Origin of the sequence: Clostridium sp. Marseille-Q5894 (assembly GCF_946902305.1) — a bacterium.
Lineage (GTDB): Bacteria > Bacillota_I > Bacilli_A > Erysipelotrichales > Coprobacillaceae > Thomasclavelia.
Genome location: NZ_CAMPPT010000001.1, coordinates 26,475 through 53,080, shown reverse-complemented (window position 1 = coordinate 53,080; position 26,606 = coordinate 26,475). Strand labels below are relative to the sequence as shown.

At 30.5% G+C, this 26,606-nt stretch carries 23 protein-coding genes and 1 pseudogene; 16 read left to right on the top strand and 8 right to left on the bottom strand.

Going from position 1 to position 26,606, the window contains the following annotated elements:
* On the top strand, positions 1–375 hold the full coding sequence (locus OC535_RS00210; RefSeq protein WP_024722457.1) for a DUF6673 family protein: 375 nt from the start codon (positions 1–3) through the stop codon (positions 373–375).
* 162 nt (positions 376–537) lie between these two features.
* Here OC535_RS00210 and OC535_RS00205 read toward each other — a convergent pair whose 3' ends face one another.
* Both OC535_RS00205 and OC535_RS00200 read right to left on the bottom strand, forming a co-directional pair.
* On the bottom strand, positions 538–750 hold the full coding sequence (locus tag OC535_RS00205) for a hypothetical protein (protein WP_024722851.1): 213 nt from the start codon (positions 748–750) through the stop codon (positions 538–540).
* Positions 747–2,153 (bottom strand): IS91 family transposase, encoded by a 1,407-nt coding sequence (locus OC535_RS00200; RefSeq protein WP_498822872.1) that lies wholly within the window; start codon positions 2,151–2,153, stop codon positions 747–749. The genes OC535_RS00205 and OC535_RS00200 overlap by 4 nt, the downstream gene beginning before the upstream one ends.
* A 156-nt stretch (positions 2,154–2,309) precedes the next feature.
* On the opposite strand from OC535_RS00200, the gene OC535_RS00195 reads away from it, so the two are divergent.
* Together OC535_RS00195 and OC535_RS00190 are read left to right on the top strand one after the other, a co-directional pair.
* On the top strand, positions 2,310–3,515 hold the full coding sequence (locus tag OC535_RS00195; protein ID WP_498822871.1) for an ISNCY family transposase: 1,206 nt from the start codon (positions 2,310–2,312) through the stop codon (positions 3,513–3,515).
* A 195-nt stretch (positions 3,516–3,710) separates the two neighbouring features.
* Positions 3,711–4,580 carry an IS21 family transposase gene (locus OC535_RS00190; RefSeq protein WP_051592759.1) on the top strand — a complete coding sequence of 290 codons (870 nt, stop codon included), beginning with the start codon at positions 3,711–3,713 and terminating at the stop codon, positions 4,578–4,580.
* On the opposite strand, the gene OC535_RS00185 is transcribed toward OC535_RS00190, so the two are convergent.
* From OC535_RS00185 to OC535_RS00175, 3 genes are read right to left on the bottom strand one after another with little or no spacing between them, the layout of a single operon-like run.
* The gene (locus tag OC535_RS00185) at positions 4,572–4,910 is read right to left on the bottom strand and encodes a DUF6618 family protein (RefSeq protein WP_498823073.1); all 339 of its coding nucleotides are present in this window, start codon (positions 4,908–4,910) and stop codon (positions 4,572–4,574) included. The genes OC535_RS00190 and OC535_RS00185 overlap by 9 nt on opposite strands.
* Positions 4,911–4,922: 12 nt before the next feature.
* Positions 4,923–5,729, bottom strand: coding sequence for an ExeA family protein (locus OC535_RS00180; RefSeq protein ID WP_051592760.1), 807 nt, complete (start codon positions 5,727–5,729; stop codon positions 4,923–4,925).
* Positions 5,729–7,027: a TnsB C-terminal domain-containing protein gene (locus OC535_RS00175; RefSeq protein WP_027089463.1), complete on the bottom strand. Its 1,299-nt coding sequence runs from the start codon at positions 7,025–7,027 to the stop codon at positions 5,729–5,731. The genes OC535_RS00180 and OC535_RS00175 overlap by 1 nt, the downstream gene beginning before the upstream one ends.
* 975 nt (positions 7,028–8,002) lie before the next feature.
* Between OC535_RS00175 and OC535_RS00170 the strand changes: the two genes are divergently transcribed.
* The 7 genes from OC535_RS00170 to OC535_RS00140 all read left to right on the top strand — a co-directional run bounded on the left by OC535_RS00170 (position 8,003) and on the right by OC535_RS00140 (position 16,218).
* A complete protein-coding gene (locus OC535_RS00170) occupies positions 8,003–10,021 on the top strand; it encodes a type IV secretory system conjugative DNA transfer family protein (RefSeq protein ID WP_027090488.1) in 2,019 nt (672 codons plus the stop codon).
* Positions 10,022–10,034: 13 nt separating this feature from the next.
* Complete coding sequence (locus tag OC535_RS00165) at positions 10,035–11,459, top strand: pentapeptide repeat-containing protein (protein ID WP_027090487.1); 1,425 nt, start codon at positions 10,035–10,037, stop codon at positions 11,457–11,459.
* A gap of 2 nt (positions 11,460–11,461) precedes the next feature.
* Complete coding sequence (locus OC535_RS00160) at positions 11,462–12,547, top strand: immunoglobulin-like domain-containing protein (protein ID WP_161635139.1); 1,086 nt, start codon at positions 11,462–11,464, stop codon at positions 12,545–12,547.
* 18 nt (positions 12,548–12,565) lie between these two features.
* Positions 12,566–13,192 carry a hypothetical protein gene (locus tag OC535_RS00155; RefSeq protein ID WP_027090485.1) on the top strand — a complete coding sequence of 209 codons (627 nt, stop codon included), beginning with the start codon at positions 12,566–12,568 and terminating at the stop codon, positions 13,190–13,192.
* Positions 13,193–13,410: 218 nt separating this feature from the next.
* Positions 13,411–14,148 (top strand): site-specific integrase, encoded by a 738-nt coding sequence (locus OC535_RS00150; RefSeq protein WP_027090484.1) that lies wholly within the window; start codon positions 13,411–13,413, stop codon positions 14,146–14,148.
* Positions 14,142–14,471, top strand: a complete 330-nt coding sequence (locus tag OC535_RS00145) for a site-specific integrase (RefSeq protein ID WP_027090483.1) — start codon at positions 14,142–14,144, stop codon at positions 14,469–14,471. Before OC535_RS00150 ends, OC535_RS00145 begins: the two co-directional genes overlap by 7 nt.
* A 475-nt stretch (positions 14,472–14,946) precedes the next feature.
* Positions 14,947–16,218 carry a YdcF family protein gene (locus tag OC535_RS00140; protein ID WP_498822870.1) on the top strand — a complete coding sequence of 424 codons (1,272 nt, stop codon included), beginning with the start codon at positions 14,947–14,949 and terminating at the stop codon, positions 16,216–16,218.
* 226 nt (positions 16,219–16,444) lie between these two features.
* Here the strand turns inward: OC535_RS00140 and OC535_RS00135 are convergent, their stop codons facing one another.
* Entirely contained in the window at positions 16,445–17,308 is an 864-nt protein-coding gene (locus tag OC535_RS00135) for a LysR family transcriptional regulator (protein WP_024721033.1), read from the bottom strand.
* A 106-nt stretch (positions 17,309–17,414) separates the two neighbouring features.
* Between OC535_RS00135 and OC535_RS00130 the strand changes: the two genes are divergently transcribed.
* From OC535_RS00130 to OC535_RS00115, 4 genes are all read left to right on the top strand, one after another.
* Positions 17,415–18,011 (top strand): chromate transporter, encoded by a 597-nt coding sequence (locus tag OC535_RS00130; protein ID WP_024721034.1) that lies wholly within the window; start codon positions 17,415–17,417, stop codon positions 18,009–18,011.
* Positions 18,008–18,577 carry a chromate transporter gene (locus OC535_RS00125; RefSeq protein ID WP_024721035.1) on the top strand — a complete coding sequence of 190 codons (570 nt, stop codon included), beginning with the start codon at positions 18,008–18,010 and terminating at the stop codon, positions 18,575–18,577. Before OC535_RS00130 ends, OC535_RS00125 begins: the two co-directional genes overlap by 4 nt.
* Before the next feature lie 324 nt (positions 18,578–18,901).
* On the top strand, positions 18,902–20,044 hold the full coding sequence (locus OC535_RS00120; protein WP_498822869.1) for a hypothetical protein: 1,143 nt from the start codon (positions 18,902–18,904) through the stop codon (positions 20,042–20,044).
* A 186-nt stretch (positions 20,045–20,230) separates the two neighbouring features.
* Positions 20,231–24,214: a SpaA isopeptide-forming pilin-related protein gene (locus OC535_RS00115; protein WP_498822868.1), complete on the top strand. Its 3,984-nt coding sequence runs from the start codon at positions 20,231–20,233 to the stop codon at positions 24,212–24,214.
* 44 nt (positions 24,215–24,258) lie between these two features.
* Here OC535_RS00115 and OC535_RS00110 read toward each other — a convergent pair whose 3' ends face one another.
* Positions 24,259–24,495, bottom strand: coding sequence for an RDAC family protein (locus OC535_RS00110; RefSeq protein WP_027089079.1), 237 nt, complete (start codon positions 24,493–24,495; stop codon positions 24,259–24,261).
* 65 nt (positions 24,496–24,560) lie between these two features.
* Here OC535_RS00110 and OC535_RS00105 point away from each other — a divergent pair, with 65 nt between their 5' ends.
* On the top strand, positions 24,561–24,821 hold the full coding sequence (locus tag OC535_RS00105; RefSeq protein WP_027089080.1) for a hypothetical protein: 261 nt from the start codon (positions 24,561–24,563) through the stop codon (positions 24,819–24,821).
* A 71-nt stretch (positions 24,822–24,892) separates the two neighbouring features.
* A pseudogene (locus OC535_RS00100) lies at positions 24,893–25,870 on the top strand (dipeptidase); the annotation flags it as partial.
* 130 nt (positions 25,871–26,000) lie between these two features.
* Here OC535_RS00100 and OC535_RS00095 read toward each other — a convergent pair.
* On the bottom strand, positions 26,001–26,456 hold the full coding sequence (locus OC535_RS00095; RefSeq protein WP_498822867.1) for a DUF1697 domain-containing protein: 456 nt from the start codon (positions 26,454–26,456) through the stop codon (positions 26,001–26,003).
* Between the last annotated feature and the right edge of the window lie 150 nt (positions 26,457–26,606).

The window sequence follows — 26,606 nt, the reverse complement described above, 5'->3', positions numbered from 1 at the left end:
ATGAGCCAAGGAAAATGGAATTATAATGGATTAGAATTAGAAGCTGATTTTGAAGATGTTGATTTTTTAGAGAAGTATAGTAAAGCAATGTATAAATTAAGTGATAGTAGCAAGAATTTGCCTAAAGATGGTAAAGATATTGATCGAATTAAGGATATTTGTAAATGTTATCAGAAATTTTTTGATGATGTTTTTGGTCCTGATACATCACTTGCATTGTTTGGAAGTAAACAAAATCTTAGATTATATGAGGAAGCCTTTATTAGTTTAGTGAATTTAAATGAAAAGGTTAATGAACAGATGAATGTTAGAAGAATGTCATTACAGCCTAAAAATCGTGCTCAACATCATAAATCATTTATAAATAATGATTAATCTATTATATGAGTCTTTACCGAACAGCATCGCTGTTCGGAACAAAGACTTTTTAATCTAATAGGAATTTCGATTCGTTTAGGTATAAAATAAAAATATCCAACCATAAGGGTACATTTATTGGCTGGATATTTTTATGTGGCTAAAAAAGTGTTAGAAATATCATTTTTTCCTAACCATTCTTCCATTGCATTTTGGACACTGACAGCTGTATCCTTGATTCTCTTTACCTGAATATATTTCTTCACCTAAAAACTCTTCTAGTATCCATTCCGGTACTTCTTCTTCATAACCACATCTCTTACATTTCATCGGTATCATTACCTCTGGTTCCCCTAATAATTCTGCTAGTTCTTCATCGGTCAGATTGATCACTTGTTTACCTTCTTCCTATGCTCATAGCTGTATTTTGCTTTGAGAATCTTTCGGTCACGATATTCTCTGTCATTTTTATCGTTTCCACCAAATGGTTCATAGCTTTCTTTATATTCCATTGTTTCTCCACATTCACAAAGCAATGGATCCCGTTGAAATGATTTTATCATATTATATCTGAAATGTAACTCTTTTTGTCTCTTTTCTATCATCACCCTTCTGTCATTTTTTAGTTCTTCTACTCTTTTTTGTTTATGGCTCAACAGTTCAGCCATCCTGTTATAGGTCTTTATTGATTTATTTGAATAAAAACCAAAATATCTTACCATCTTGAAGTTCTTTTCAGGACAGTGCATCAATACCTTGTTAAGAAAACTGTAAACAGATTCTGTGACATCTACACGCTTATTATCTTCATGACGATGATAGAACCAATGAATCATTTTCTTATCATCATCATAGTTTACTATCCTGCTTTCAGCCATTATTGGTCTGCTGGTATAACGGGTTATATATTGAACACATTTTTCAATGTCGTCCTTAGTCTGTTCATCTTTGATTTTTGGAGCATAGACATAGAACCCTTCCTCGTATTTTCGGTAGAACCAGCTTTTAAGGCTTTGAAATTCTTTGTCGTTGCCAATGTGTCTGTCAAGATAGCTGAGTAATTGATAACGCCATGTCTGGCGAAGTTTTTTATAGTCCATATAACTGAAGTTTTTGATTTTGTCATCTTTAGAATCATAAGCATCTTCGCATACCAGAACATGGATATGCGGATTCCAGTCAAGAGGTCTGCCAAAAGTGTGCAATGAGGCAATGGCACCAAAGATCACATTATCAGTTGTATCTTTGTAAAGATATTGAGATTTATTGCTTTTTTTATGATAGAAGATACCTTTCTTTTTTTCAAGACGCTTTTGTCTGCGATATTTTCTGTCGTTGAAAAGGGAAGCCAGAGTATTTCTGGCAACGACAAAAAGACCATCAAGCAGTGATCGGTTTTTGATAAAGTAGAAGCGAAGCTGAGCAGGGATGGTAAAGACGATATGACGATGTTTGGATTTAAAAGCCATAGAGCTGACATAAGCAGCGCGTCTTTGACTGGATTTAGAACCACATTTGGTACAGTATCTGGAACTGCAGGTATGAGCAACAATAGTTTCATTGCCGCAGTTAGGACAGACAAAGAGATCATAACCAAGATGGATAGAAGAACAAAGGATAGTTTTTTGAACATTATCAAAAGAAACATCCCTGAGTTTGCCTTTATCATGTAGATTAATGATATAGTCGTAATTGTCAAAGAAGATATATTTAAAAGTATTTTTACCGTCTTTTTTAACAAACTGCTTAAAATTAAAAAGACCTAATGTATCAGAAGGAACAGATAAATCGATCATAAAGTCATCTCCTAAAATCATTATAATACCAAAAAGGATGAAAGGCATTTAAAATGCACTATCACCCAGGTGGACAAAATTTATTTTGTCCCTTTTTTATTGGACAAAAAAGAAATTGTTGATCTGTTGTCTAAAAAAATAAATGGTGATTTAAATATGTCTTATGATCAATTATCTATTCTTACTGGCTATTCTAGGCGTCAACTTATTCGTATTTCTAAATCATTAAAAGAAAAAGGTATAGATTCCACTTTGATTCACGGCAATAAAGGTTTGGCCGCCAATAACCGTGCTTCAAATACTGAAGTTGACTATATCGTCAATTTCAAAAAACTATACCCTAATATCACTATATCACAATTTAGAGATATTTATCTTGAAGATGTTATTTTCAATCCATCTAAAGAGCTTGATGTTCTAAAATATCAGCTTAAACCTAGAAGTATTTCATTCTTTCAGCGCCTTTATAAACAATTCAAGTGGTCATCTCCGGTAAAACATAGAAGTCATAAAAGAGCTTCTCCTCTACATTTATTAAGAAAAAGAAGTCCTCGAGCTGGTATGCTTATTCAAGTTGATGGAACTCCTTTTGACTGGTTTGGTAATGGTCAGCTCTACACATTACATATGGCTGTAGATGATGCAACCAATGATATACTTGCAGGATGGTTTACCAAAAACGAATGTATGTTTGGATATTGTAAAATAATGGAACTGATTATTAGAAAAAAAGGAATTCCCATAGCGATTTATTCAGACAAACATACTATTTTTAAAAGTTCTGAAGGTAATACGACATCTTTTGGATTAATGATGGAAAAGCTCGGTATTGAAATGATTTTCGCTAATACATCACAAGCAAAAGGATTAATAGAAAGATACAATGGAACCGCACAACGAAGATTACCGAATGATATTATTAGATTTAAAATAAAAGATTATGATCAGCTAAACTTATGGTTCAATGACTTCTATATAAAATATCTAAATGAAAAATTTGCGCATTTACCCATTGATCCAATCTATGAATTTGTAGAATTAACCGAAAATTATGATTTAAATTTAGTATTTACAATTTCAAATAAAAGAAAAATCGTTGAAGGTAATATGTTTTCTTATGAAGGTTATTATTATGTTCCATATGATAATAATGGAGAAGTCATAAAAATCAGATCATCAACGGAAATTACTGTTTTATATTTTGTGTTGGAAAACAAAGTAAGAATGAAATATATAGGTAGAATTTATGATTGTGCAATAGTTGGTACTAATCATAAAAACAGAAAAGTTGTGATTAACAATCACAAAGACTTAAATAATCTCATCCAAGAATTAGACAATAAAACAAAGGGTTCTCACTAGTTGAACCCTTCTTCATTTTTGGTGACATTTTCGCTGAACGTTAACAGTTTAAAACGTCGCTCGGTGATAGATCTTACTTGTTATGAATGTAGAATTATAAATGATACTATTAATACGTACAAAAATGATCATATAAAAATGTACAAAATCAATTATATATAATATAATAATCCAGTTTTATTGGAGGATTATATTATGATTATGAATTTATCAGTTAATTCAAGTATCGAAATCAAATCTTTACTTGAATTGAAAGTATTAATAGAGGAGTTAAAATTGAAAGTTAATAAATCACAGATTGCAAGAGAGCTTGGTGTAGATAGAAGATTAATAGATAAATATATGAATGGTTATACCAAGCCAGAGAAAAGAAAAAGAAAAAGTAAGTTAGATGATTTCTATCATATAGTATATGACTTGCTTATCAACCAGAAAACTCAGGTTTTCTTTTATAAAAGAGTTTTATGGCAGTATCTAAAAGATAATCATGGATTAGAATGCTCGGCTTCACATTTTAGAAAATGGATCAGTCAACATGAAGAATTCAACAAATATTTTAATGGAAAAACAAACAGAACAGTAAATGGTGAAGTTAGAAATTGTTCTACTAATCATCAGGCAATCAAAAGAGAGAGTGGTATGGGAGTTGAAGCACAACTAGACTGGAAAGAAAGTATGAATTACACATTAAAAACTGGTGAAGTTATTAATTTGAATATCTTTGCCCTTGTTTATTCCTATTCAAGATATAGTGTTAATTTTATATCACTTACCAAGAAACAAGGAGCTCTATTTCATTATCTTGATCAGGCTTTTGAATCAGCAGGTGGTATACCTGATATCCTAAAGACCGATAACATGAAAACGGTTATGGATGAAGCAAGAACAGAGTATTCGAGCGGAAAAGTCAACGTTAAGTTTCAACAGTTTGCAGATGATTATGGATTTATGGTGAAACCATGTATTGCCGGAAATGTTAAACTGCAAACTCTCCCCACTTTGCAACTGCAAATTAAAATAATCAGATTTTTATACTTTTTGAATTGTAACCGCAAATTATTTTAACTTGTTATCTGTTAAATAAAAAAAGAATGCAATTATGCATTCTCTTGTTTTTTCATATATCGCTTTTATTCCATATGCTATTTTTAAACTTATTTCAATATCTTCAAATACTTCATATATCGCTTTCATATTCCAATAGACATCTCTTGGATGTGCAAGTTCTACATTTTTTCTAATATCAATAAAATGTATGCACCATTCATTTAATAAATGCTCCATCTGACACCATATTATTTTATCTTTTATTTTTATTGAAAAATCATATACTGGTGTTATTACCAGTCCTTCTATTGTTCCTACACACTTTTCTTCTTGTGAATTTCTATATATAATCCATAATCATTACCCAATCATCAATTCCTTGCTTGCTTTCATTATTAATTCACTATCTATTACATCTTTTTTATAATGCATTCCCAGTATCAGACTCTTGTTTATTAAAAGGTTGAGTATTCTTACAGAAGTATTCATTAATGAATATAGTGTATGATAACATTCTTCTTTGAAAAGATCGCTTCTGCAGTTAACTGATTTGAGTCTTGAGACAACATAGTTTTTGACCTCTTCTTCATTGAAGCCAGTAAATGTATAATTCATATTGATGCGTTGTCTAAATGGTTCAAGTGATTTGAGTCTTAATGTTCTTAAAAATTCATTCTGCCCTACAAATATAAGTGTGCAGTAATCTTTAGAATCATAATCAAAATTCATAAGCATGATGAATTCTCTGAGTACTTCTTTTCTTAAAAACTGTGCCTCATCAACAGCTATGATGACTTCCATCTTGTTTTCTGATGTCAGTCTTTTGAGTTCTTCCTGTATCTGATTGAACATTTGCGATTTCTTCGTTGTTTCTTCCAGACCAAGTGCATCATTAAGCATACGATAAAAATCAATCGCTGTTATAGTTGTCATGCATATATAGATGACGACATAACGATTTGGATTGAGTGATTCAAGTGTCTTTCTTAAACATGTCGTCTTTCCCATTCCTGGACTGCTTAAAAATACACCAATACCCCTTGAACGTATGATAAAATCCAGTCTATTTGTCATCTGATTGAAATCATTCGATGCATAAAGTGTTGAAACTGTTGCATCCTTGGTAAAAGGATTTTTATCCATTCCATAATATGTTGTCATTTCCATCAGTAAATGATCTCCTCTCTTCTTGTTTTTCCATTTTCAACTCTATCTGTTCTCTTTAGGAATACTTTTTTCTTTTGTGATGTATCATAAAGATATGTTCCTTCAAAAGTACGAGGATTATAACGAATAATAACTCGAATCCCTATATAAACAGAAGGAACATCAAATAATACATTCTCTATAAGAACTGTTGAATCTCCATTAACCTTTCTTGTCGTTTCATGAAGAAATACATCATCAAGCCATGAAGAATAATCAGCCGGTGATTTATTGGAAAGTCTTGATACTTCAATATCTCTCATATCATACATATACCTTTCAAATGGTGTATGATTATCGTGTTCATCATCTTTCATGGATGAATGGACCGTTCTGTTGTATTCATTGATCCATTTATTGAGATCATCATTCAATTGATGGAGTGACTGATAATCACTTCCTTTATGTACATCTAAAAATCTCATTTTCATGGTATGAAAAAATCTTTCAATAACAGCTTTTCCCGTTGGAGAATAAGGGGGATTATAGATAATCTTAGTTCCCAATTTTGCTTCTATTTCTTTTGTGCTCTTATTTTTATAGCTGCTTCCATTATCTAAGATAATGACTTTGCTTCTCCCATACCTTAAAACAGCATCATGCCACACTTTTTGAAAGTTGACTGCATTATCATTGAAAAAGAATTCAGCACCAACGATCATCCTTGAATGATTATCAATAATAGCTATCAGATATGTTTTTCGATATTCTCCATTTTTATCAAAAATATAAAATGTATGACATGTATCAGCTTCATATCCATCACATGAATGGGCAAATTCCCAAGCCCTTCTTTCTTTGGTCAGTGTTTTACCCTGTCCGTTTCTTAAACCACTGTTTTTGATATAACGCTGAACCGTATCTACCGAACAGTCTCCTTGATTTAACACACCATCTTCGATCATTTTTTCATAGATCATAACTCCTGTTATTTTAGGATATTCTTTAATGAGATTAGCGATATATTTCTTATGTTCCTCATCAAGTTTCCTGACTCTCCCAAGATCGAGTCTATCTTTAGGCATAAGTCCTTCAAAGCCAAATTTTCTGTAAATATGGAGCCAGTATTTCATTGTCTGTCCAGAAAAGTGGCGTTTTGTACCATCAGGCCATTCAATTTCACTGTTTCCAATGCGCTTGAAATAGGCAGTTATAGAATCATCAGTAAATGTATGTGAAACAACTGGCGCAATCATCGAAAATTTGACCTGTGCTACAAGCTTTCGATACTCATAGCTGTCTGTTTTTTGTATATTCATATTATTTTACCTCCTGATTTGAGTATAGAACAGACAATCATGAAATGACATTGCCAACATATTTATTTGATTATCTTTCAAGAACGATCAGGATATTGATTGAAACAGCTTGCGACTGTTTTGAAAAAGAGTATGAAGAGTCATACCGAAAATATCACTGATGAGACTTTCGTAGTCATAGATCAAATGAATGAAGAAATGCATATGATATTTATTTTTTAAAAAGCTGAATATCCTTAAATAATATGAATATTTTTTTATCCAGCGGTAAAGTGTTGAAACAGATATCTGAAATATATTGACGATTTTTTCAATGGTCAATGAAGAAAACATCTTCAAAGAGAGGACATGAAGTACAAAAAATATGGAATATGATGAATGAGGTATGATAAAAGAAGCAGGCAAAATAGAATGAAAATGACCGTCATTACGGCAGTACATCACAGGGACTTCAAGCATCTGATCATCAATTTGGCCATTATGAAAAGAGATATAATGTCTCTGATAGGACTGATAATATTTGATATTGGAAGATTTACAGACGATGCCGTTATGAGTATGTAAAGATGACAGCTCCAAATGATTGAGACAGTAGAATTCGAAATCGCGGATTTGTGAAAAAGAAGGTTCATTATAGAATTTAATATTTTGAGAATCAAAAGCTGACTTGATATTGAGTATAAAATCCTGTATCATATAATTTGTATCATCAGTATCAACTGACGATTGAAAAGGGACAGTGTTAGAGGGTGAGAAGCTTTAACGGGCTGTTTCTTTTCTTTTTCCTTTCATAATATTGATCGATAGATATCATACACTATTCTGCAAATAAAAAACAGATTAAGGTTGATGCAGTGCAGTTTGAAACGGCATCTTTCTTAATCCGTTTGTTTTTTTTATTTGCAGTTTTTGTATTATTTTTTTTGTAGAGAATTTGCGGTTTAACACTTAATGAACAAGAGGGGAGGGAGTTTAATGAAAAAAATAGTCGTTAGCATTATTTCATTTGTATTAACCAAAGTAGTTGTTGATTTTATAGGTATGCAGTTAATTAAGTTATTTGTATTAAAGGATTTTGATTTTAAATATATTTTTGATTATAGTTTGTTATTCTTGGATGGTAACAGGCTTTTTTTATTATTATCTTTTTTTGCGTTTTTAGTATGGTTTGAAATTATCTACGGAATATTTTTTAGAGATGATGTCAAAAAAAGACGTCTTACAAAAAATGAACAGCTTAAATACGCTAAAATTGATAAAACAAGAGATGTAAAGAAATCTTTACTAAGAGTTGATTTTAATAAAACTGGACTGGTTGAACATAGAATGTCAAAACAAGCATTAAAAATCAAAATGACACCAATTATCAATAAAATAAATAACACCACAAAGGATATGCCTATTTTAAATAATACACAAAAGGTATTGATTCCTGCTCAATGTTGGAATATTGGTGATAAGAAATGTTATGTACGTGCTGGATTTCCAATTACAGGAAATAGGAAATGTATTTATGTTGATCCGGGTGATGTTCATAATTTAGTTATAGGTACTACTGGATCAGGAAAGACATGGACTTTTGTAAATGAATATTTAGAGTTGTGTGCTATGTGTGGAGAAAGTGTAGTCGTGAATGATCCTAAGGGAGAGCTCGCAAAACATACTTTGCAGAAATTTAAAGATAAAGGGTTCAAGACTGTTGTAATAAATTTTGTTGATCCTGAATTCAGCAACTGCTGGAATCCGTTTAAACTTGCATTTGATGAATGGAAAAAAGCAGATGAAATATATATAAAAAAATATGAAGAATGGAAAATTAAAAATAAAAATGGAATATTAGAGTATGAATTGCTTGGGCTAGATACAAAAGAAATTGAAAATAAATTAAGAAAACCCAAGCCAAATCATTCAAAAGCAATGGACTTATTAAGAGATGCCTGCAATACAATTTGTTTAGAGGAAAACCCTAAAGATCCAATCTGGACTGAAACAGCTAGGGATATGCTTGTTGGTTGCGGTGCTCTAATGTGCGAAGAGGGTAAGGTGGAGTACATGAATGCGACTTCATTCAAAAAAATTATTGAAATTGGAAAGAAACAGCTACCAGGTATAAGAAATTCTAAAACAATACTGAAAGCTTTTCTTAATTCGGAAAGAAGTATAACTGACTACAGTGTAAATTATCTGGAGGGGTATGTAGGATCAAGTGGAGATACATCGACTGGATTTGAATCTCAGTTTAACAACAAGCTGAGTATTTTGACAGCTAATGAAGATATCCAAAGAATAACAAGTCATAGCGACTTTGATTTTCGTCAAATTGGTAATGAAAAGACTGCTATTTTCTTGATTGTCCATGATGAAAAGAAAACATACTATCCTTTGGTTACACTGTTTATCAAACAACTATATGAAGTGCTGGTACGTACTGCGAGGGATGAAATTAATCTAAGATTAAAAGTACCTATTAATTTGATTTTAGATGAATTTGGTAATATGCCAGCATTACCTGATGTTGATGCAATGTTGACAGCTGCTAGATCACGTGGTATTAGACTAACAGCAATTATTCAAGGACTAGAACAACTGGAAAAACATTATGGAAAAATGGCGGAAACACTTAAAGGTAATTTTACAAATACAATTTATCTACTATCTGGTTCTGATAGCACGGTTGAAGAAATATCTAAAAAGGCAGGCAGTGAACGTGTTTGGAATAAGGATATGAGAAAATATGAAGATCAACGTATTTTTACACCGGAACGTCTTAAGGATTTTAAAATGGGAGAAATTTTGTTTCTTAGACAGAGACATAAGAATCCTTACTACACTAGGTTACTGCCGTATGATAAATACGTGTTTTTTGATAAGAGTAAGTTTTATTTGAATTTACCTATAGTTGAAAAGCCAGATGTAGAATTATTTAACATTGAATATGAATATCTAAAAAGACATGGTAAAGCAGATAAATTTGATAGAATAGTAAGAAGTTAAGGAGTAAATAAAAATGAGCTGGGATGAAAAAGAACAAGCTAAAAAAATTAGAGAAGAATATAATATAAGATATAATAATTATATGACTCTAAACCTGGAACAATTAAATCTATGTGAAGATAAAGAAACTAATGCAAGTGATTTTGAGTGTGAGTCAAGAACATTTGCTGACCGCATAATTGTAGGGAAAGATAGAAAAAGATTTGCGGTCAAGAATAGTTATTTTGAATACATTAATTTCAGAAAATTTGAATGTGAAGAGACAGTATTTATTAATTGTTTTTTCAAGGGAGTTAAATTTATAGATTGTGATGTAGCAAATATTAAATTTATTAATTGTAATTTTGATGACTTTGAGATTATAAGATCTAATTTTATTGGAAGTATATTTTCTGGGTGCTTATTTATTAGAAGCAGAGTTGAAGAAAGTACGTTGGATGAGAGTACATTTCCGCTTTCAAATTATTATGACATAGAAATTGATACAGATAAGAGCAAGCCTAATTATTCGACTGTCAAAGGAGTATTGGCTAGTGAACAAAAAGAGGTTAGCAGTATAGAAACAATTTTAAAATCAGATGAAGTTGTGCTGGTTGAAGTAGAAACTATTGAAAATAAGATATATAAGCATGAAACGATTGTTATTGAGGAATTAAAAAATAATAAATTTGTAAAATGTGAGTTTATCGAATGCGTATTTGAAAACGATAAAGAAACTGATAATTATATTAACGATTTATCAATTGAATTTTGGAATTCTAATTTTAAAAAATGTCTTTTTAATGCGACTTTTTTTAAGACTGTTTTTGATGGCTCTAACTTTTTAGAATGTAGATTTAAAGACAAGTATATAAGATGCAGTTTTTGTGATACTGTATGGAATAATAATATTCTTGAAGATACAGCAATTTTCAATTATTCGATGATTATTAATGCGGTATTGGATTTTGATTTTACATCTATACCAGAAAGAAATAGAAAAAATGTTGGAATAGGAACAACTGCAAATAGCAAAAATATTGTTAATAATCTATCAGAAAAAGAGAGACAAATTGAGCAGCTAAACAAAGATAATAATCTATTAAAGGAAGAGTTGGAAAAGTTAGATGGTAAAAAGAAAAATATAATTTCATTTGAAGAGTTTGATGATCAGCTATTGAATGAAGCATTTAGACTGATTATTGCACGTTGTCAGAGACCAGAGCCTGTCGAATTTGATTTATGGAATGAGATTAAGGCGCACATTGACAGTTTATCGGATTTGGATTTTATACAGTTTGTTAATAATATTAATAACTATAAGTTGTCATCAAATAATCATGTAGATGATGATAAGCAAGAAAAAAATACGGATAAGCCTGATAGCAACTATAGTCATGGGGACACTCAAGAAGAAAAGAAAGAAAAATTACCAGGTTTAGAAGATGGAGTGGTTTAATGATGACTAAGTTAGAAGATTTGAAACATCTTGCTTTTTCTCCGTTACAAATGAATGTTTTACGAAAGGCAGAAAAAGAAGGATTAAATCTTGAGTGGTTGGCTAATACAAATTTAGATTATCTTCAGATGGAAGAAATTTATTTATGCTTAAAATATGATGTAGATCCATCTTCAATATCTGACCCTGATATACCAGCTGAGTCAATGAGATCTTTGCGTGAACATTTATTTGAAATGCAAGGTGTTTATGAGGATGAAAGAATTAAAATTAATAAACAAAAAACAAAACTCACAATTTTAATTGTGGGTTTTGTTTTAGTGCTTTTTTCACTGACGGCAGTTGTATATATTAACAGGGATTATATATCATTGTACTTTGAAGATATTAACCTGACTTTAAAAGCGGATAAAGTTGAAATAGGGATGTCAAAATCTTTTAATCCTAGTGATTATATAAAAGAGTATGATAAAAGGTATGATTTAACGCTCCCAAAGAATACAAATTTTGAAACACCTGGGGAATATACGGTTATTTATAAACTTTCTAATGAAGTAAAATCCATAAAAAAGAGGTTAATTGTGAAAGTTATTGATGATATTGAACCAGTTTTAGTTTTAAATAAAACAAATTTAACATTAGAGTATGGTCAAAATATTAATCTTAAAGACTATATTGAAAAAGCAGAGGACAATATAGATGGAAATCTTGTACAAAAAGTTGATTATAATCAAATTGATACTTCTAAGCCTGGTAATCATGTTGTTACTTATAGTGTAAAAGATAAAGCAGGTAATCATGTTTCGGCAGAGATGAGTATCAATATAAATGAAAAGCTAAAAGTTACTGAAAAATCTACAAATAGTAATACAGAAAATAATGTTCCTACTAATAAATCTAATGATTCAAATAATTCAAAGTCAGGACAAGAAAATATTCCTTCACAATTTGATAAATTTTTTGCAGGTAATAGTATAGATGTGTATAATCAAGCGAATTCCTATGCTGAAGAGATTTTTAGTAGTGGTAAAGTAAAAGGATTTTCAGTGAATCCAACAGGTGAAGGGTTTCAAGTCAGTTTTTCATAATATGAGGAGGTAGGAAGAATGGCGTTGTTTGAAACGGTTAAAGACATTATGTTTGCAGAAATTATGGAAACCACATTAACAGAAATATCGAAGGAACTTCTGAGGGCTAATGAATTGAAAGAAAAGGAGTTAGCACTGAAAAGCAAAGAATTGGAGTTGCTAAATTCTGAAGAATTTAAATATAACCATATAGAAAGATATAAGCGTGCTTTTTTAGATGCGTGCAATCGTTTAGAAGAATTAGATGGGCTATTGTATGAAATGGATCAAACTGTTGAACCTATGTCTAAAGAGGAGTATAAAGAAGCAATATTGTCAAATATTCAAAATATGGATAAAAATCAATATGACTATGATAAAACAAAAGATTTTGAAGTATCAAGTAAAGAATTTATAGATTATATTAATCGGTTTGATTCAGCAAAATTGGAAGATAGAGATTACTATAAAAAAATTAATGAAAAATTTGGAGATAGCTTTATGTATTATGACATGGAAGAACAGCTTTATGTTTGTTACGACTTTTTATATGGCGATGCTGGTTTACCAAATATAGAAACAATAAAAGATAGAAAAATGGCCATAAAATGGCTTGAAGGAAAAATTGAGATGAATGAGGTTATACATAATTCCTGTATTAGATAATACTTTAAAAAAATTATGTGATTAGATTTTTGATAAATGTTAACATGTTCATGCAAAAAAGGAGGTGGAAATGAGCATGATTATGCTATACAATAAAAGTTTTTGAAATAGGAAGATAATTTATACTGAAACTGCTGTTCGCAGTTTTTTTGTAAAAGTTATTTAAATTCAAAGATAACAAAATCGATTAATTGATATTATTCTTAATGGGGGAGTTTATGATGAAAGACTTATTATTCAAAGAAATGATAGAACCATATTACTATAGCAAAAAAGGTACAGTTAGAAATTATACTTTGAAGACATATAGACAAAAGATTGACATACATATATTACCTTTTTTTGAAAATTTGGAGATTAAAAACATTGACAAAAAAGTAATTATTGATTGGCAAAACTGGATGTTGGACAGGGGACAAACAATTAAGAATACAAATAAAATAAGATCTATTCTATACAATATTATTGAATATTTTGTTGCTGAGGAGTTGATGGAAAATAATCCACTTAATAATGTAAAAAGGATGGTTGATAATTCACCAACTGAAGAAATGTTATTTTGGACATATGATGAGTTTAAGAAATTTATAAGAGCAGTAGACGAACCAGTGTATAGAAGATTTTATAAATTCTTATATTATACAGGTTGTCGAAAGAGCGAGGCAAAGGCACTGATATGGAAGCAGATTGATTTTAATAGACATGTTATTGCAATAACCCGGTCATTAGAACGTATAAATGATGATGGTACGCATATTGTAAACAAGCCTAAAAATAAGATGAATAGGCACATACTGATGAATAAAGAATTGGAAGATGAGCTTTATAGTTATTATTTAGATCGAAGAATGCATTTTGACTTTAGCATGAATGAATATGTATTTGGTATAGATAAGCCGCTCGCTGATACTACGATCGAGAAAAAAAGAACAAGTATTGCAATGATGCAATGGTAAAACAGATTAGAATTCATGATTTTAGGCATAGTAGTGCTTCGTTATGGATAAGTATTAATGAGAATGTTATGGTGATTAGCGAGCGATTAGGGCATAGGGATAGGAATCAGACATTAAATCGTTATGCACATCTTTTTCCTAATGCACAACAAAATGGTATAAAGAAAATAAATAGATTATCAAATATCTATGATGAAGCAGATATTAGGCTAGGTGCAATAGTTGTAGATTTTTTAGAAAAATTAGATAATATTGAAAATCCGAATCAGCAGGAGCAAGAATTCATAGACTCATTTAAGCAGCTGGTCTTTAAAAGTAAGTAAGTTAAAATTCAATTTGATAAATTTCATGTAAAAATGTATAATAAAGAAGAAAAAAGTTAAAAATAGTGTTGTGTATCGTTCTACACAATGGTATAATATAGTCAAGTTAGAGAACGAGGATATAAATAATGGGTGGAGTAAAATGAAAAGCTAGATTCCTGTCACCCGCACCATTTAGATATTAAAAGTATATGCGGAAGCGATGGGGATTGATTTCATCGCTTTTTTGCATTTTTATAAAAAAGAAAGTATTATTATAGTGATTAAATTCAAGATTAGTCAGATAACTAGGAATTTATAAGAAATAATAGAATCTATGTATAGTATAAATATTAAAGATTAAAAGTATAACTTTTGATATAGACGATAAGAATTGACAAATATAAAGATGCTTATTAGAATAATTATATAAGTTAAATATTTTACTTAAATTATGGTACGGTAATGATTATTTATATGAGAAAGGATTGGGAAAATGAAAAAAGTATTGAAAAGTGTTTTAGCAGTCTGTATTTCATTTGTTATGTTGTTTTCTGTGACGTCAAATATTTCAGCAGCGAATACTGCAACAGTTGCTGAACAAGATTTGATAAGCCAAATTTTAACATACTACTATAAATATACAGAAGGTGATTTTAATTCAGATAATGGATGGTCAGCCTCTGCTATTAATGCTGATATTGATATCGAAAGATGTTTATCAGAATTAAAAGAATTAAATCCAAATTTGGGACAGGCATACAGTAATATTATTGAACGCTGGATATATGCTGATACAACAATGCCAATTAACAAAGATGTATTACCTGATGGATTACCAAACGATAATAGTTTATGTATTGTAACTTTAGGATTTCAATTAAATCAGGAAACAGGTGAAATGCAGCCAGAATTGATTGATCGTTTAAATGTTACATTGGCAAGTGCTCAAAAATATCCTAATGCATATATTGCTGTAACAGGTGGTGGAACTTCTCCTGCTGATCCAACTAAAACAGAGGGGGAAGAAATGGCGGCCTGGTTAATTGAACATGGTGTTGATGAAAATCGTATCATTGTTGAAAATAGAGCTCCAACCACTGTTGGTAATGCTACTAATACATTTGCATTATTAAAAGAAAGACCAGAAGTAAAATCAATTGCAATGATTTCATCAGCTTCTCATATTCAAAGAGCTGTTGCAATTTTTGAAACAGTTTTCCAATTAGAAGCATATAAAACTAATAGTGAGGCAATTACTATTTTAGATAATGCTAGTTGTCCTGTTAGTAGACAAGAGTCATTGGCTCAACAAGTTGCTGCAGTTGCTCAAGCAACCGAGTTTTGTTTGAATTCAAGTATTGAATTATCAGATTCAATTCAATTATCAAATCTTGATAGCCTTGAATTAAGTATTAATGAAGAATATGTTCAAGGTGCTAAAGTTGAACCAAAAGTTGTAGCAAGTTTTACAACTGCTGATGGTAAACAATTCCAAAGTGATGTTACTAAAAATGCTGTGATTGAAGGAATTGATACAAATAAATTAGGAAGACAAACGATAAAAGCTGAATATAGTTACAATAATGTAACTAAAGAGGTGGCTAAAGATATAACTATTAAAGCTGTTGTTGATACAACTGTAGATTCGTTACCAGAGAAAACACCATCAGTAGCGACTGGTGATGATATGATAATGAGTGGATTTGTTAGTTTAATGATGTTAACTGCTGGTGGTTATGTATATTTAAAAAGAAAAGAAAGTTAATTTTGATGAGTTTAATAATACTGTACTAAAGTAAAAGTTTAATTTAAGAGAATACAGAAATAGGATTGATAATTATCAATCCTATCTTTTTGTTTATTTATTAAAATAATAGATGAAAATGAATTGTTTTAAATAGTAATTAAATGTTTAAAAATTAATATTTTTTCAATAATAATTAAGACAATTGAATAGATTTGATCTAAAAATGGATTTTATTGAAGAAAATTTAAGTAAGAGATTGAAATATTTTTTCATAAATATAATATTTTGGATCACCTTTTCGATATATAAAATAAAGTGGGTGTTGCAACTGATAATCTTTTATTTTAACATGTGCTAATTTTCCGTTACTTAATTCTTTTTTTACCACTCCTTCATATAAAAAAGTTACGGCTGATGATTGTGAAATTAATTTTTTTATTAATAAAATACTCCCAATTTCAATAACTGTTTGAAATGATTGTGGACTGACGTTTCTTTGAGATAACCAATTTTCAAGAATTTCTCTTGTTCCTGAATCTGGTTCTCTTAAAATAAGGGGATAATCTTGTAGTTGTTGTAGTGTAACTTCTTTGTTGGAAAGCGGATGAGTAGAGGCAACAACGGGAATAAATGATTCGTTTTTATATAGTTTTGTTTCAAAGAAAGCTGTATCAAATATTCCCTCAACGAATGCACAGTCAATATCGCCATTTTGTAATTTTTTTAAAAGATTTGTTGTGTTTTCAACTGTGATACGTATACGATCTTTATCTGTTAATAAGTTTTTTATTAGAAATTGCGGCAAGTAATAATCTGCAATTGATAAAGAAGCTCCAATACATAAGGGCCTAACAGTATTTTTTAGGAGATGAAAAAAATGTTTTTCATTTGCTTGTTGTAAACTTAAATATGTATATAGTCTTTTGCCGGCATTTGTAATTTTAATTGTGTGCTGACTGCTATCAACCAGTTTACAATTATAATAGGCTTCTAGTTTATGAATATGTTGAGTTACAGCAGGTTGTGTCATATGTAAAATTTCAGCGGTTTTAGTATAACTTTTATATTTTACAACGGTTAAAAAAGTCTCAATCTTATGATCTAACATAGCAATGCTCCTTATATATAAATATTTATTATATAGTATAATATATCATAATTTGTAATTATTAATAACTAGTGATAGCATATTCTTGGAAAGAGGAGGTAATCTAATGAATAATAAAAGTGATCGTTCAACTTTGTGGCAGCTATTTTGTTCAATGTTTATGTTGAGTGCTTGTACATTTGGTGGAGGGTTTGTTATTGTATCATTGATGAAAAAAGAATTTGTTGAAAAATTAAATTGGTTACAGGAAGATGAAATGTTGGATGTTACAGCTATTGCTCAATCTTCACCTGGACCAATACCGGTTAATGCTTCGGTAATTATAGGTTATAGAATTAAGGGAATAATTGGATCATTAACAGCGGTTTTAGGGACTATAATACCACCAATGGTTATTATATCCATTATCGCGATTTTTTATAAACAGTTTAGATCAAATGTTATCATTGCTATTGCATTGCAAGTTATGAGAGCTGGAGTTGCAGCAGTAATTTTTGATGTAGTTTTAAATTTAGCTAAAAATGTTTGTGCAACAAAAAGATTTATATATATATCTTTAATGATAATTTCATTTTTTTGTGCAGTTGTACTAGATATTAGTGCTATGTTGATTATTCTTGTTTGTTTAGGGATCGGGATAATTGATTTATGTTATGAATTAGTAAAAAAAGAAAAGAGTGTTGGAGGGGATGATGTTAAATGATATTGTTAAAGTTATTTATTAGTTTTATCCAAGTTGGTCTATTTTCAGTTGGTGGCGGGTATGCTGCTATACCATTGATTCAAAATCAAATTGTTAATGTTCGGGCATTGATGTCAATGGCAGAATTTACGGATTTAATTACTATTGCAGAAATGACTCCTGGGCCGATTTCAATAAATTCAGCTACTTTTGTAGGAACACGCTTGGCAGGGCCCCTTGGTGCTTTAATATGCACACTTGGATGTATCATACCATCATTTTTCATTTGTCTTCTGTTAGCACACTTTTATTATAAATATCGGGATTTTAGCGGTGTTCAAAAAGTATTATCGGCTTTGAGACCTGCAGTAGTTGCTTTAGTTGCTTCAGCGGGATTATCTATTTTAGTATTAGGGCTATTTAATTCAGATATGGCAGCAATACATCTAGATCAATTTAGAGTTATAGAATTTATTTTGTTTGTGGGAGCATTATTTTTGTTGAGAAAGTACAAAATGAATGCAATTCTAATTATTTTTGGAACAGGAATTATTGGTACTCTAATGTATTTGCCTATAGTGCTTTAGAAAATATTATGTGATGTATGATTTTATCATGTAAATCTCAAATTTGTCTCAAATTTGTCTCAATAAAATATAGATGATTTTAAAAAAATATACATACAATTTATTATTTTCATAAAAAATATTAAATTATTTTCTTAAATCAAAAAAAATAATTAAATTAAGAAAACAAAGATTTAATTAATAGTTATTTGAAAGAATTGACAAGCCTAGAAAACAATGATAACATAGATGCAGAGATGTAAGTGCGAGATAGCCGTGAAAATGTACCCAGTTGGTGGTACATTTTTGTTTTCTCTAAATAATTTATATAAGAGGGGGATAAAAATGATATCTAAGAAAATGATAAAGTTTAAGGAAATTAAAATAATTGTTTCTATATTGATTGTTTTAATATTAGCAATAGGTGTTTTTCTATTGACTAGACCGAAGGAAGCATTGAAATTAAAGAAAGAGGAAATGATTATTGAATATGGTCAAGCGATTTCAACTGATCCTAAAGATTATTTGAATTTTGATGAGGTAGACAGTAAGAAAAAAATAGAAATTTTAAAAAATGCAAAACTTAAATCCAATATTAGTAATGAAGTTGAAATCATTACTAACGAAGATGGTTCGACAAGTGAAAAAGATAAAGGATATGCTAAAGTTGGTAACTATGAAATAACTTTAACTTATAAAAAAGAAATTAAAACGGTAAAGATTAAAGTAAAAGATACAGTTGCTCCAGAACTAACAGTTCCTGAAAGTGTGGAAATAGTTCAGGGTACTGATCTATCAACTTATGATTTTAAATCATTAATGATGGCAACTGATTTAGCACAGTTATCTGATTATACGATCGATACTGCTATGATCGATGTAAACGTACCTGGTGAGTATAGTGCAAAAGTTAGTATTGAAGATACCAGTAAAAACAAAACCGAAAAAGAATTTAGGGTCATTGTTGTTGCATCTGTAGCTGATCCAAATGTAGAGATAACTAGTGAAGTTCAAACAGATCCAGTTACAGGGCAGAAAAAAACAGTTGTAACAACAAAGCCAAAACAAAATACAACTACTAATAGTTCATCAAATTCTAGTAGTTCAAGTAGCAGTAATCATAGTTCTAATAAACCTTCTAGTGGAAATACAGATAATTCATCAAGTGGAAATTCAGACAGTACAAATCAACCATCAAGTGGAGGTAATTCAAGTTCTGGAGGAAGCGGTAGTTCAGGTAATTCTTCTGGAAATAGTGGCGGAACTTCAAGTGGAGCGAATTCTGATAATGCTGATAAGACAAAAAAATATGTAGAAATTTCATGGTCTTATAAAATAGGTGCTAGAACGATGAATGAATCGTGGGTAGGAAGTGAAGATAAATGGTCAGAGAGTTTAGTTAATTTACCAAAAGATGCTTATGATTATAGTGGTGTTAGTAAAAGATATATAACTTACGAAGAGTATAAATATATAATGGGATATTAGTAGAAGAACACTTCATTTTTGAAGTGTTTTTTATTTTAGGAGGAGCAAAATAATGTTTGGATGTAGAGATCCATGTTAAATGATCTATAATAATTCATATTTATTACAAAATGGGCAACTAGAAGGTTGCTTTTTTAAGTAGAAGGGCATTTAATTTGTTACAAAATTAAATGAAAGGTTGGACAAATGAAAAAAATAATACGAAATTGGAAACAGTTGATCATTGTTACGACAATGATTTTCAGTGTTATATCCACAAATTTAAGTACAGTTAGTGCGGATGGAGGTACAGTTAGTTTCACATGGGGTGAAGAGATCATGTATCCCAGCTGGCTTGGTAACTGGTCAACTAAAATGTGTTATGTTAATGGAAGTTTGGCATACTGTTTAGAAGCAAGTAAAAATACTCCGCCAGAGAATCTTAGTGCATCTTATGTAATCGATAATAATGAAGCGTTGCTTAAAGTTTTATATTATGGCTATGGTGGACCGGCTGATATTTTTAAAGATGATACAGTGTCGACAGATAAGGAAAAATATTTATTTACACATATCATGGCTAGTTATGCATATAGCGGTGATCTATATGGTGGCAATACCTGGGATTATTTGACTAGTATTGGTGTTGGTTTAAAAACGAGATATGATCAAATCCAGTCTATGCCAGTACCTTCAAATGAGCTTTATTTTAATGGTCAGGCAAACCCGATTTTTACTGCTTATTATGAAAGTGGAATTCAGCGTACTGAAAATATCACATTAAATACTAATGAATCAGCAGTTGTATATATTCCTTTGCAGGATGGAGTTGAACTGCATAATGTGACAAAAGGAACTGTTAGTGTTGGAACTGTTACTGTAAATGGCGGTGATACTTTTTATTTGAGTGCGCCAATGAAAGCATTAGATGATTATTCAAGTGGACAGTTAAGTGGTAAAGGATTATTGAAATATGCTCCTCTTGTTATTAGGGGTAATTCAACTTATCAATCAGAAGGTACGTTGTCAAGAATAGAAGACCCTGTATCTGTACAATTAAATGTAAGCTGGTTAAAAGTCGGTTCTTTAGAACTTACTAAAACTAACACTAATAAAGATTTGATCGATGGGGCTGTTTTTAATTTAAAATCAGTATCTTTTGATGGTTATGATGAAAATATTACAGTCACTGATGGTAAGATCAAAGTTGATAATCTGCTTGCCGGTACTTATAAATTGAAGGAAGTTTTGGCTCCTGATGGTTATCTCTTTGATGAAACAGAATATGAAGTTACTATCAATGTCGGTGAAACTACTTCTAAAGTAGTGGAAAATAACGAACCTACTGGTTCTGTTTCACTGACAAAAGAGATCAATACCGCTTTAACTGACGGCAAGTCTGGTGATGCTTATTTACAGGGCAATGAGTATAAACTTATCGCAAGAGAAGATATTACCAATAAGGCTGATACAGTTACTTATTTTAATAAAGGTGATGTTGTCGATACTCAGACAACTGATAATGCCGGTAAATTAGTATTTGATGATCTGCATATCGGTAAATATTATATCGAAGAAAGCAAGAGCAATGAATCATTAGTGTTGAATTCTAAAGATATCAATATCGATATTGAATATGAAGGACAGACTGTTTCTAAAGTTCTACGCTCTACCAATACTGATAATCGTGTCAATATGCAAAAGATTCAGATCCATAAATCAGGTGAAAAAGACGGTATAAGCGGTCTTGTTAAAGGACTGCAGGGGGCTGAATTTACTTTCAAATTAAAAAGTGAAGTAGACCATGTAGGCTGGGATAACGCTGAAGTATACGATGTCATTATTACTGATGAAAATGGTCAAGCTAATACTAAGTATCTGCCTTATGGTGAATATTTAGTTCGTGAAACAAAAACACCTAAGGATTATATCACGGCACCTGATTTTACAGTATCAGTGACTAAAGATTACAGTGAATATCCTGATATCGCTCAAATCAAGATCATTGATATCAATAATCGCCCTTATACAACCCAGTTAAAACTTGTTAAAAAGGATCTCGACAGCAATAAGACTGTTACTTTGAATAGTGCAACGTTTAAAGTAAAAGCCAGAGAAGATATTGTTTCTAATGGTAAGATCATTTATAAAGCCGGAGAGACGATCAAACAAAAAGTTGGCGGTAAGACTTATGATAGTTTTACGACATCTGCAGATAATGTAGTGATCCCATCAGGGTCTTACAATGTTAATGACAGTGATAAAGGTACAATAGTTTTACCGTTACAGTTAGATGCCGGTAAATACTATATCGATGAAATAAAGACACCGACTGGTTATTTATCATTAGAAGATAGAGTTGAATTTGATGTCGAAAACATCAGAGACTATGATAAAGATTCTGATGGTGATCCAATTCTTGAAGTAGTCATTAAAAATGATAAGCCGGTAGGAGAATTGGAAGTATATAAAGATGTATCATATGGAATATTGGCAGTACCTAATTCTTTAGAAAGAGCGCATTTAGGTGATGGATATGATTTTGTTGACAGATCTGATCTAAGTAAGATCAAGTTTAGATTGACAGCTAAAGAAGATATCTTAGATATGGCTGATGGCAGTATCGTTTATGCCAAAGGAGCTCTTGTAGGAGAATATAATTTAGATCGTAGTGGATACTTGAAGGTATCTGATTTGCCGATGGGAACATATGAACTACAGGAGATCGAAACATTAGATGGTGTAGTATTAGATGAAACTAAATATGAAGTCAAATTTGAACAGACAAATCTAACTACTAAAGTTTATAATGTTACTAAAGAACTTGTGAATGAACCAACGATCGTTGAAATAAGTAAAACTGATGTTACTGGTGAAGCTGAATTACCAGGAGCCAAGATGAGTGTTAGTGACGATGAAGGAAATATCATTGCAGAGTGGATTTCAGGTGAAAATGCGATGGTCATTCAGGGACTTAGTGTAGGGAAAACTTATACATTGAAAGAAGATCTTGCACCACTGGGATATGTTCAGGCTAAAGAAATTAAATTTACTGTAGCCAGTACCACAGATATTCAAAAAGTCCAGATGATCGATAAAGTTGTAACGGTAAGAAAAGCTGAAACAAATGGAAAAGCAGTAGAAGGAGCCGTGTTACAGGTCGTATCGAATAAAACGAAAAATGTTGTCGATCAGTGGAAAGTTGATGCAGGTGGAAATCATAATGTAAGAGGACTGCTTGCAGGTGAAACATATATTTTAAAAGAAATCAATGTACCAAAAGGATATGTAAAAGCAGATGATATGATGTTTACAGTTGTAGATGATAATAAAGATCAAATGATTGAAATGACAGATAATCAGGTTCAGGTCATTAAAGAAGATGAGGAAGGTAGTTTATTAAAAGGGGCTAGACTTCAAGTCATCAATAATAAGACGGATGAAATTATTGATGAATGGATCAGCGGCGGACATATTATTGATATAAGTAAAGAAATGAAGTCACTTTTACAAAAGGGAGAGACCATAAATGATATGTATATTGATGAAGAAGATTCATCAGTATTATACAGAATCACACCAAATAAAGATGCCAAAGATTATACATTGATGCTGCAGTCTAATGGTGAAACAGAATATTATCGTATCGATATTGAAGGGAATGAAACCAGTCATTTAGTAAGAGGATTAAATCAAAATGATGAGTACTTACTTAAAGAAGTGGAAGCACCAAAAGGCTATGCAACTGCAGATACTCAGGAGCTAAAAGTTGATAATAAAGATATTGTATTGAAGATGGTAGATGAAATAACGAAAATCGAGATTTCTAAATTAGATATCACAACATCAAAAGAATTACCGGGAGCGCATTTACAGGTGAGTGATGAAGAAGGGAATATCGTAGACAGCTGGATTTCTGGTGAAGAGGCACATATGATCAAAGGGTTATATGTAGGAAAGACTTATACTTTGACAGAAACGATTGCGCCTGATGGTTATCAAGTAGCTCAAAGTATTGAATTTACTGTTGATGATACAGGAGATATTCAAAGAGTTGAAATGTATGATGATTTACTAATACTACCTGAAACGGGAGATAATATGAGTATTGATTCAATTATTCAAATGTGTTTATTATCAGGAATAGTATTTTTAGGTATTTATATCTATTTGAAAAGAGAAAGTGTTTAAAAAAATGGAGCTTTTTGGGCTCCATTTTTTTGATTAGAATAATGTTATTTAAGAATAAGATTATAAGGATTGATAATACCAGGTGCTACTTCTAAATATTCATTTTTTAAAAATTCATTGATGATACTACATAGTTCATTGATATCAGCATCGTTGCCTATACATTGTAAGAAAAGACTTTGACTGCCGCAAGTATCTTTAAGTTTTAAAATATAATCATAATTTTTTTGTTTTAATAAGTTATTAATATCTTGTACTTGAAAAATAGAAATAGTTTTCATGTTTTTGACTCCTTTTATTAAAATAATGATATAATTTCGATATAGAAATGTCAAGGAGGATGAATATGACAAATTCAGAAATAGAGAAGGCAACTAAATTAGCTCATAAATTAGTTGCTTATGAAGAAAGTGAACAAAGTGATATTAAGGCTAGTGATAATAAATTTGATGCTTTATGGCAAAGTATTTATGATGTTTGCTCACTAGTACATTTTGGAATTTTAGATGAAGTTTTAAGTGAAGAAGAATATTTAGAAGGAGTAAATTGGTTAAAAAAGTATCAATCTTTAACAAAAGATTATCAAGAAAAAAAATTAGAATTATAAGATGGGTTAAAAATATAAAATTAATGATGATGAATAGCATGATATTATGCGCATAAGATGAAGTAGGTGAGAAAATGAAAATAGTTGATATGCATTGTGATACCATTTTAAAAATATATGATGATGGTGGTAGTTTATTAGAAAATGATTTTAACATTGATTTAAAAAAAATGTTGGCGGGAGATTATTTGTTGCAGAATTTTGCGATGTTTGTAGATCTTAAAGATTCGCTGGATCCTTTAACAAAAGCTCAAAGATTGATAGATTTATATTATCGTGAAATTGATAAGTATAAAGATTTAATTAGACCCGTATTTAGTTATGATGATATTATTAGTAATTATGATAAAGGAATAATGTCAGCGATGTTAACCCTTGAAGAAGGTGCAGTAGTAAATAATGATTTAGCGATACTTCGAAACTATTATCGTTTAGGAGTTAGGATGATTACTTTAACTTGGAATTATCCTAATGGGATAGGATATCCTAATTTGGCAGGTACAAAAGAATATCAAGATTTGTATCGTATCAATGACCATGATGGGTTAACTGATTTTGGAATTGAATATATTAAAGAAATGGAACGTCTAGGGATAATTATTGATGTTTCTCATTTAGGTGATGCTGGTTTTTATGATGTTCTAAAATATACAACTAAACCATTTGTAGCATCACATAGTAATGCTCGTAGTGTTTGTGGTGTTGCTCGAAATATGTCGGATGACATGATTAGACAGTTAGCTAAACGTAATGGGGTTATGGGAATAAATTTTTGTGGCGATTTTTTAAGACCTTCATCTAGTGGTGGAGCACGTTCGTGTATAGAAGATATGGTAAAACATATTTTGTATATTAAAGATCTAGTAGGGATCGATTATATTGGTTTAGGAAGTGATTTTGATGGAATTAGTCAAAATCTTGAGATAAAGGATGCTTCAATGATGCCATTGTTAGAAAAAGCATTATTAGAAGCAGGCTTGACGGTTGAAGAAGTTGAAAAAGTATTTTATAAAAATGTATTACGATTATATAAAGAGGTTTTACGTTAACATGACGATTCGTCATGTTTTTTCTATTGAGTTAATGTGTAATTTATTACATATTAACTAATTTTTTTACTGTATTTGCTGTGCGAATCGTAATTTTATCACTTATATTTGAAGTGGCGGTTTTTGACCATCAATTTGTTTTTTGATAATTTTTACGACTAAAAGACCAAAAAATAGAATTTTTATAATTATATACTCTTTCATATTCTTCTTTAGGATTTCCGATTTCATTTAAAAGTTCATTATAAGATAAAGAAGGAAACATAAAAATAAGATTATCATATATCTCTTTATTCTTATTTCCCCACCAGTCGGGAGCATTATCTAAGATATTTTTTATTTCTTTTTGTAAAAAAATAAGAACAGGTATATCCAATTTGAATTTATTTTTTATCATTGATTCTATTGTATTTGTAAGAACATTTAGATCATCTATATCACTTAAAAAGATAACATTACCACTATTAAGATATGTTGATACTTCTATAAATCCTAGTTCTATAAAATTTGCTTTTAATTCAGACATAGATATCTTATTTTTCCCGCTTACGTTTATTCCCCTTAATAATGCAATATATTTTTTCATATAACAATTTCACCTCTAATAATTTTTATTTATATTTTCTGTTTTTACATTAGTTATGATAAAGATCTTTTTACTTTTCAGAATTTTATTGCTATCATCATATTTTCTTATTTGATTTTCAAATCTTGTTTGTAAAAAACATAATAAAGA

Bases quoted from the DNA above. Each gene is read 5' to 3' on its own strand.
- OC535_RS00160 (WP_161635139.1), top strand. From the start codon at position 11,462: ATGACTAAGTTAGAAGATTTGAAACATCTTGCTTTTTCTCCGTTACAA.
- OC535_RS00145 (WP_027090483.1), top strand. From the start codon at position 14,142: ATGGTAAAACAGATTAGAATTCATGATTTTAGGCATAGTAGTGCTTCG.
- OC535_RS00165 (WP_027090487.1), top strand. From the start codon at position 10,035: ATGAGCTGGGATGAAAAAGAACAAGCTAAAAAAATTAGAGAAGAATAT.
- OC535_RS00140 (WP_498822870.1), top strand. From the start codon at position 14,947: ATGAAAAAAGTATTGAAAAGTGTTTTAGCAGTCTGTATTTCATTTGTT.
- OC535_RS00200 (WP_498822872.1), bottom strand. From the start codon at position 2,153: ATGATCGATTTATCTGTTCCTTCTGATACATTAGGTCTTTTTAATTTT.
- OC535_RS00155 (WP_027090485.1), top strand. From the start codon at position 12,566: ATGGCGTTGTTTGAAACGGTTAAAGACATTATGTTTGCAGAAATTATG.
- OC535_RS00120 (WP_498822869.1), top strand. From the start codon at position 18,902: ATGATATCTAAGAAAATGATAAAGTTTAAGGAAATTAAAATAATTGTT.
- OC535_RS00105 (WP_027089080.1), top strand. From the start codon at position 24,561: ATGACAAATTCAGAAATAGAGAAGGCAACTAAATTAGCTCATAAATTA.
- OC535_RS00115 (WP_498822868.1), top strand. From the start codon at position 20,231: ATGAAAAAAATAATACGAAATTGGAAACAGTTGATCATTGTTACGACA.
- OC535_RS00095 (WP_498822867.1), bottom strand. From the start codon at position 26,456: ATGAAAAAATATATTGCATTATTAAGGGGAATAAACGTAAGCGGGAAA.
- OC535_RS00195 (WP_498822871.1), top strand. From the start codon at position 2,310: ATGTCTTATGATCAATTATCTATTCTTACTGGCTATTCTAGGCGTCAA.
- OC535_RS00190 (WP_051592759.1), top strand. From the start codon at position 3,711: ATGATTATGAATTTATCAGTTAATTCAAGTATCGAAATCAAATCTTTA.
- OC535_RS00130 (WP_024721034.1), top strand. From the start codon at position 17,415: ATGAATAATAAAAGTGATCGTTCAACTTTGTGGCAGCTATTTTGTTCA.
- OC535_RS00135 (WP_024721033.1), bottom strand. From the start codon at position 17,308: ATGTTAGATCATAAGATTGAGACTTTTTTAACCGTTGTAAAATATAAA.
- OC535_RS00210 (WP_024722457.1), top strand. From the start codon at position 1: ATGAGCCAAGGAAAATGGAATTATAATGGATTAGAATTAGAAGCTGAT.
- OC535_RS00180 (WP_051592760.1), bottom strand. From the start codon at position 5,729: ATGGAAATGACAACATATTATGGAATGGATAAAAATCCTTTTACCAAG.
- OC535_RS00150 (WP_027090484.1), top strand. From the start codon at position 13,411: ATGATGAAAGACTTATTATTCAAAGAAATGATAGAACCATATTACTAT.
- OC535_RS00125 (WP_024721035.1), top strand. From the start codon at position 18,008: ATGATATTGTTAAAGTTATTTATTAGTTTTATCCAAGTTGGTCTATTT.
- OC535_RS00110 (WP_027089079.1), bottom strand. From the start codon at position 24,495: ATGAAAACTATTTCTATTTTTCAAGTACAAGATATTAATAACTTATTA.
- OC535_RS00175 (WP_027089463.1), bottom strand. From the start codon at position 7,027: ATGAATATACAAAAAACAGACAGCTATGAGTATCGAAAGCTTGTAGCA.
- OC535_RS00170 (WP_027090488.1), top strand. From the start codon at position 8,003: ATGAAAAAAATAGTCGTTAGCATTATTTCATTTGTATTAACCAAAGTA.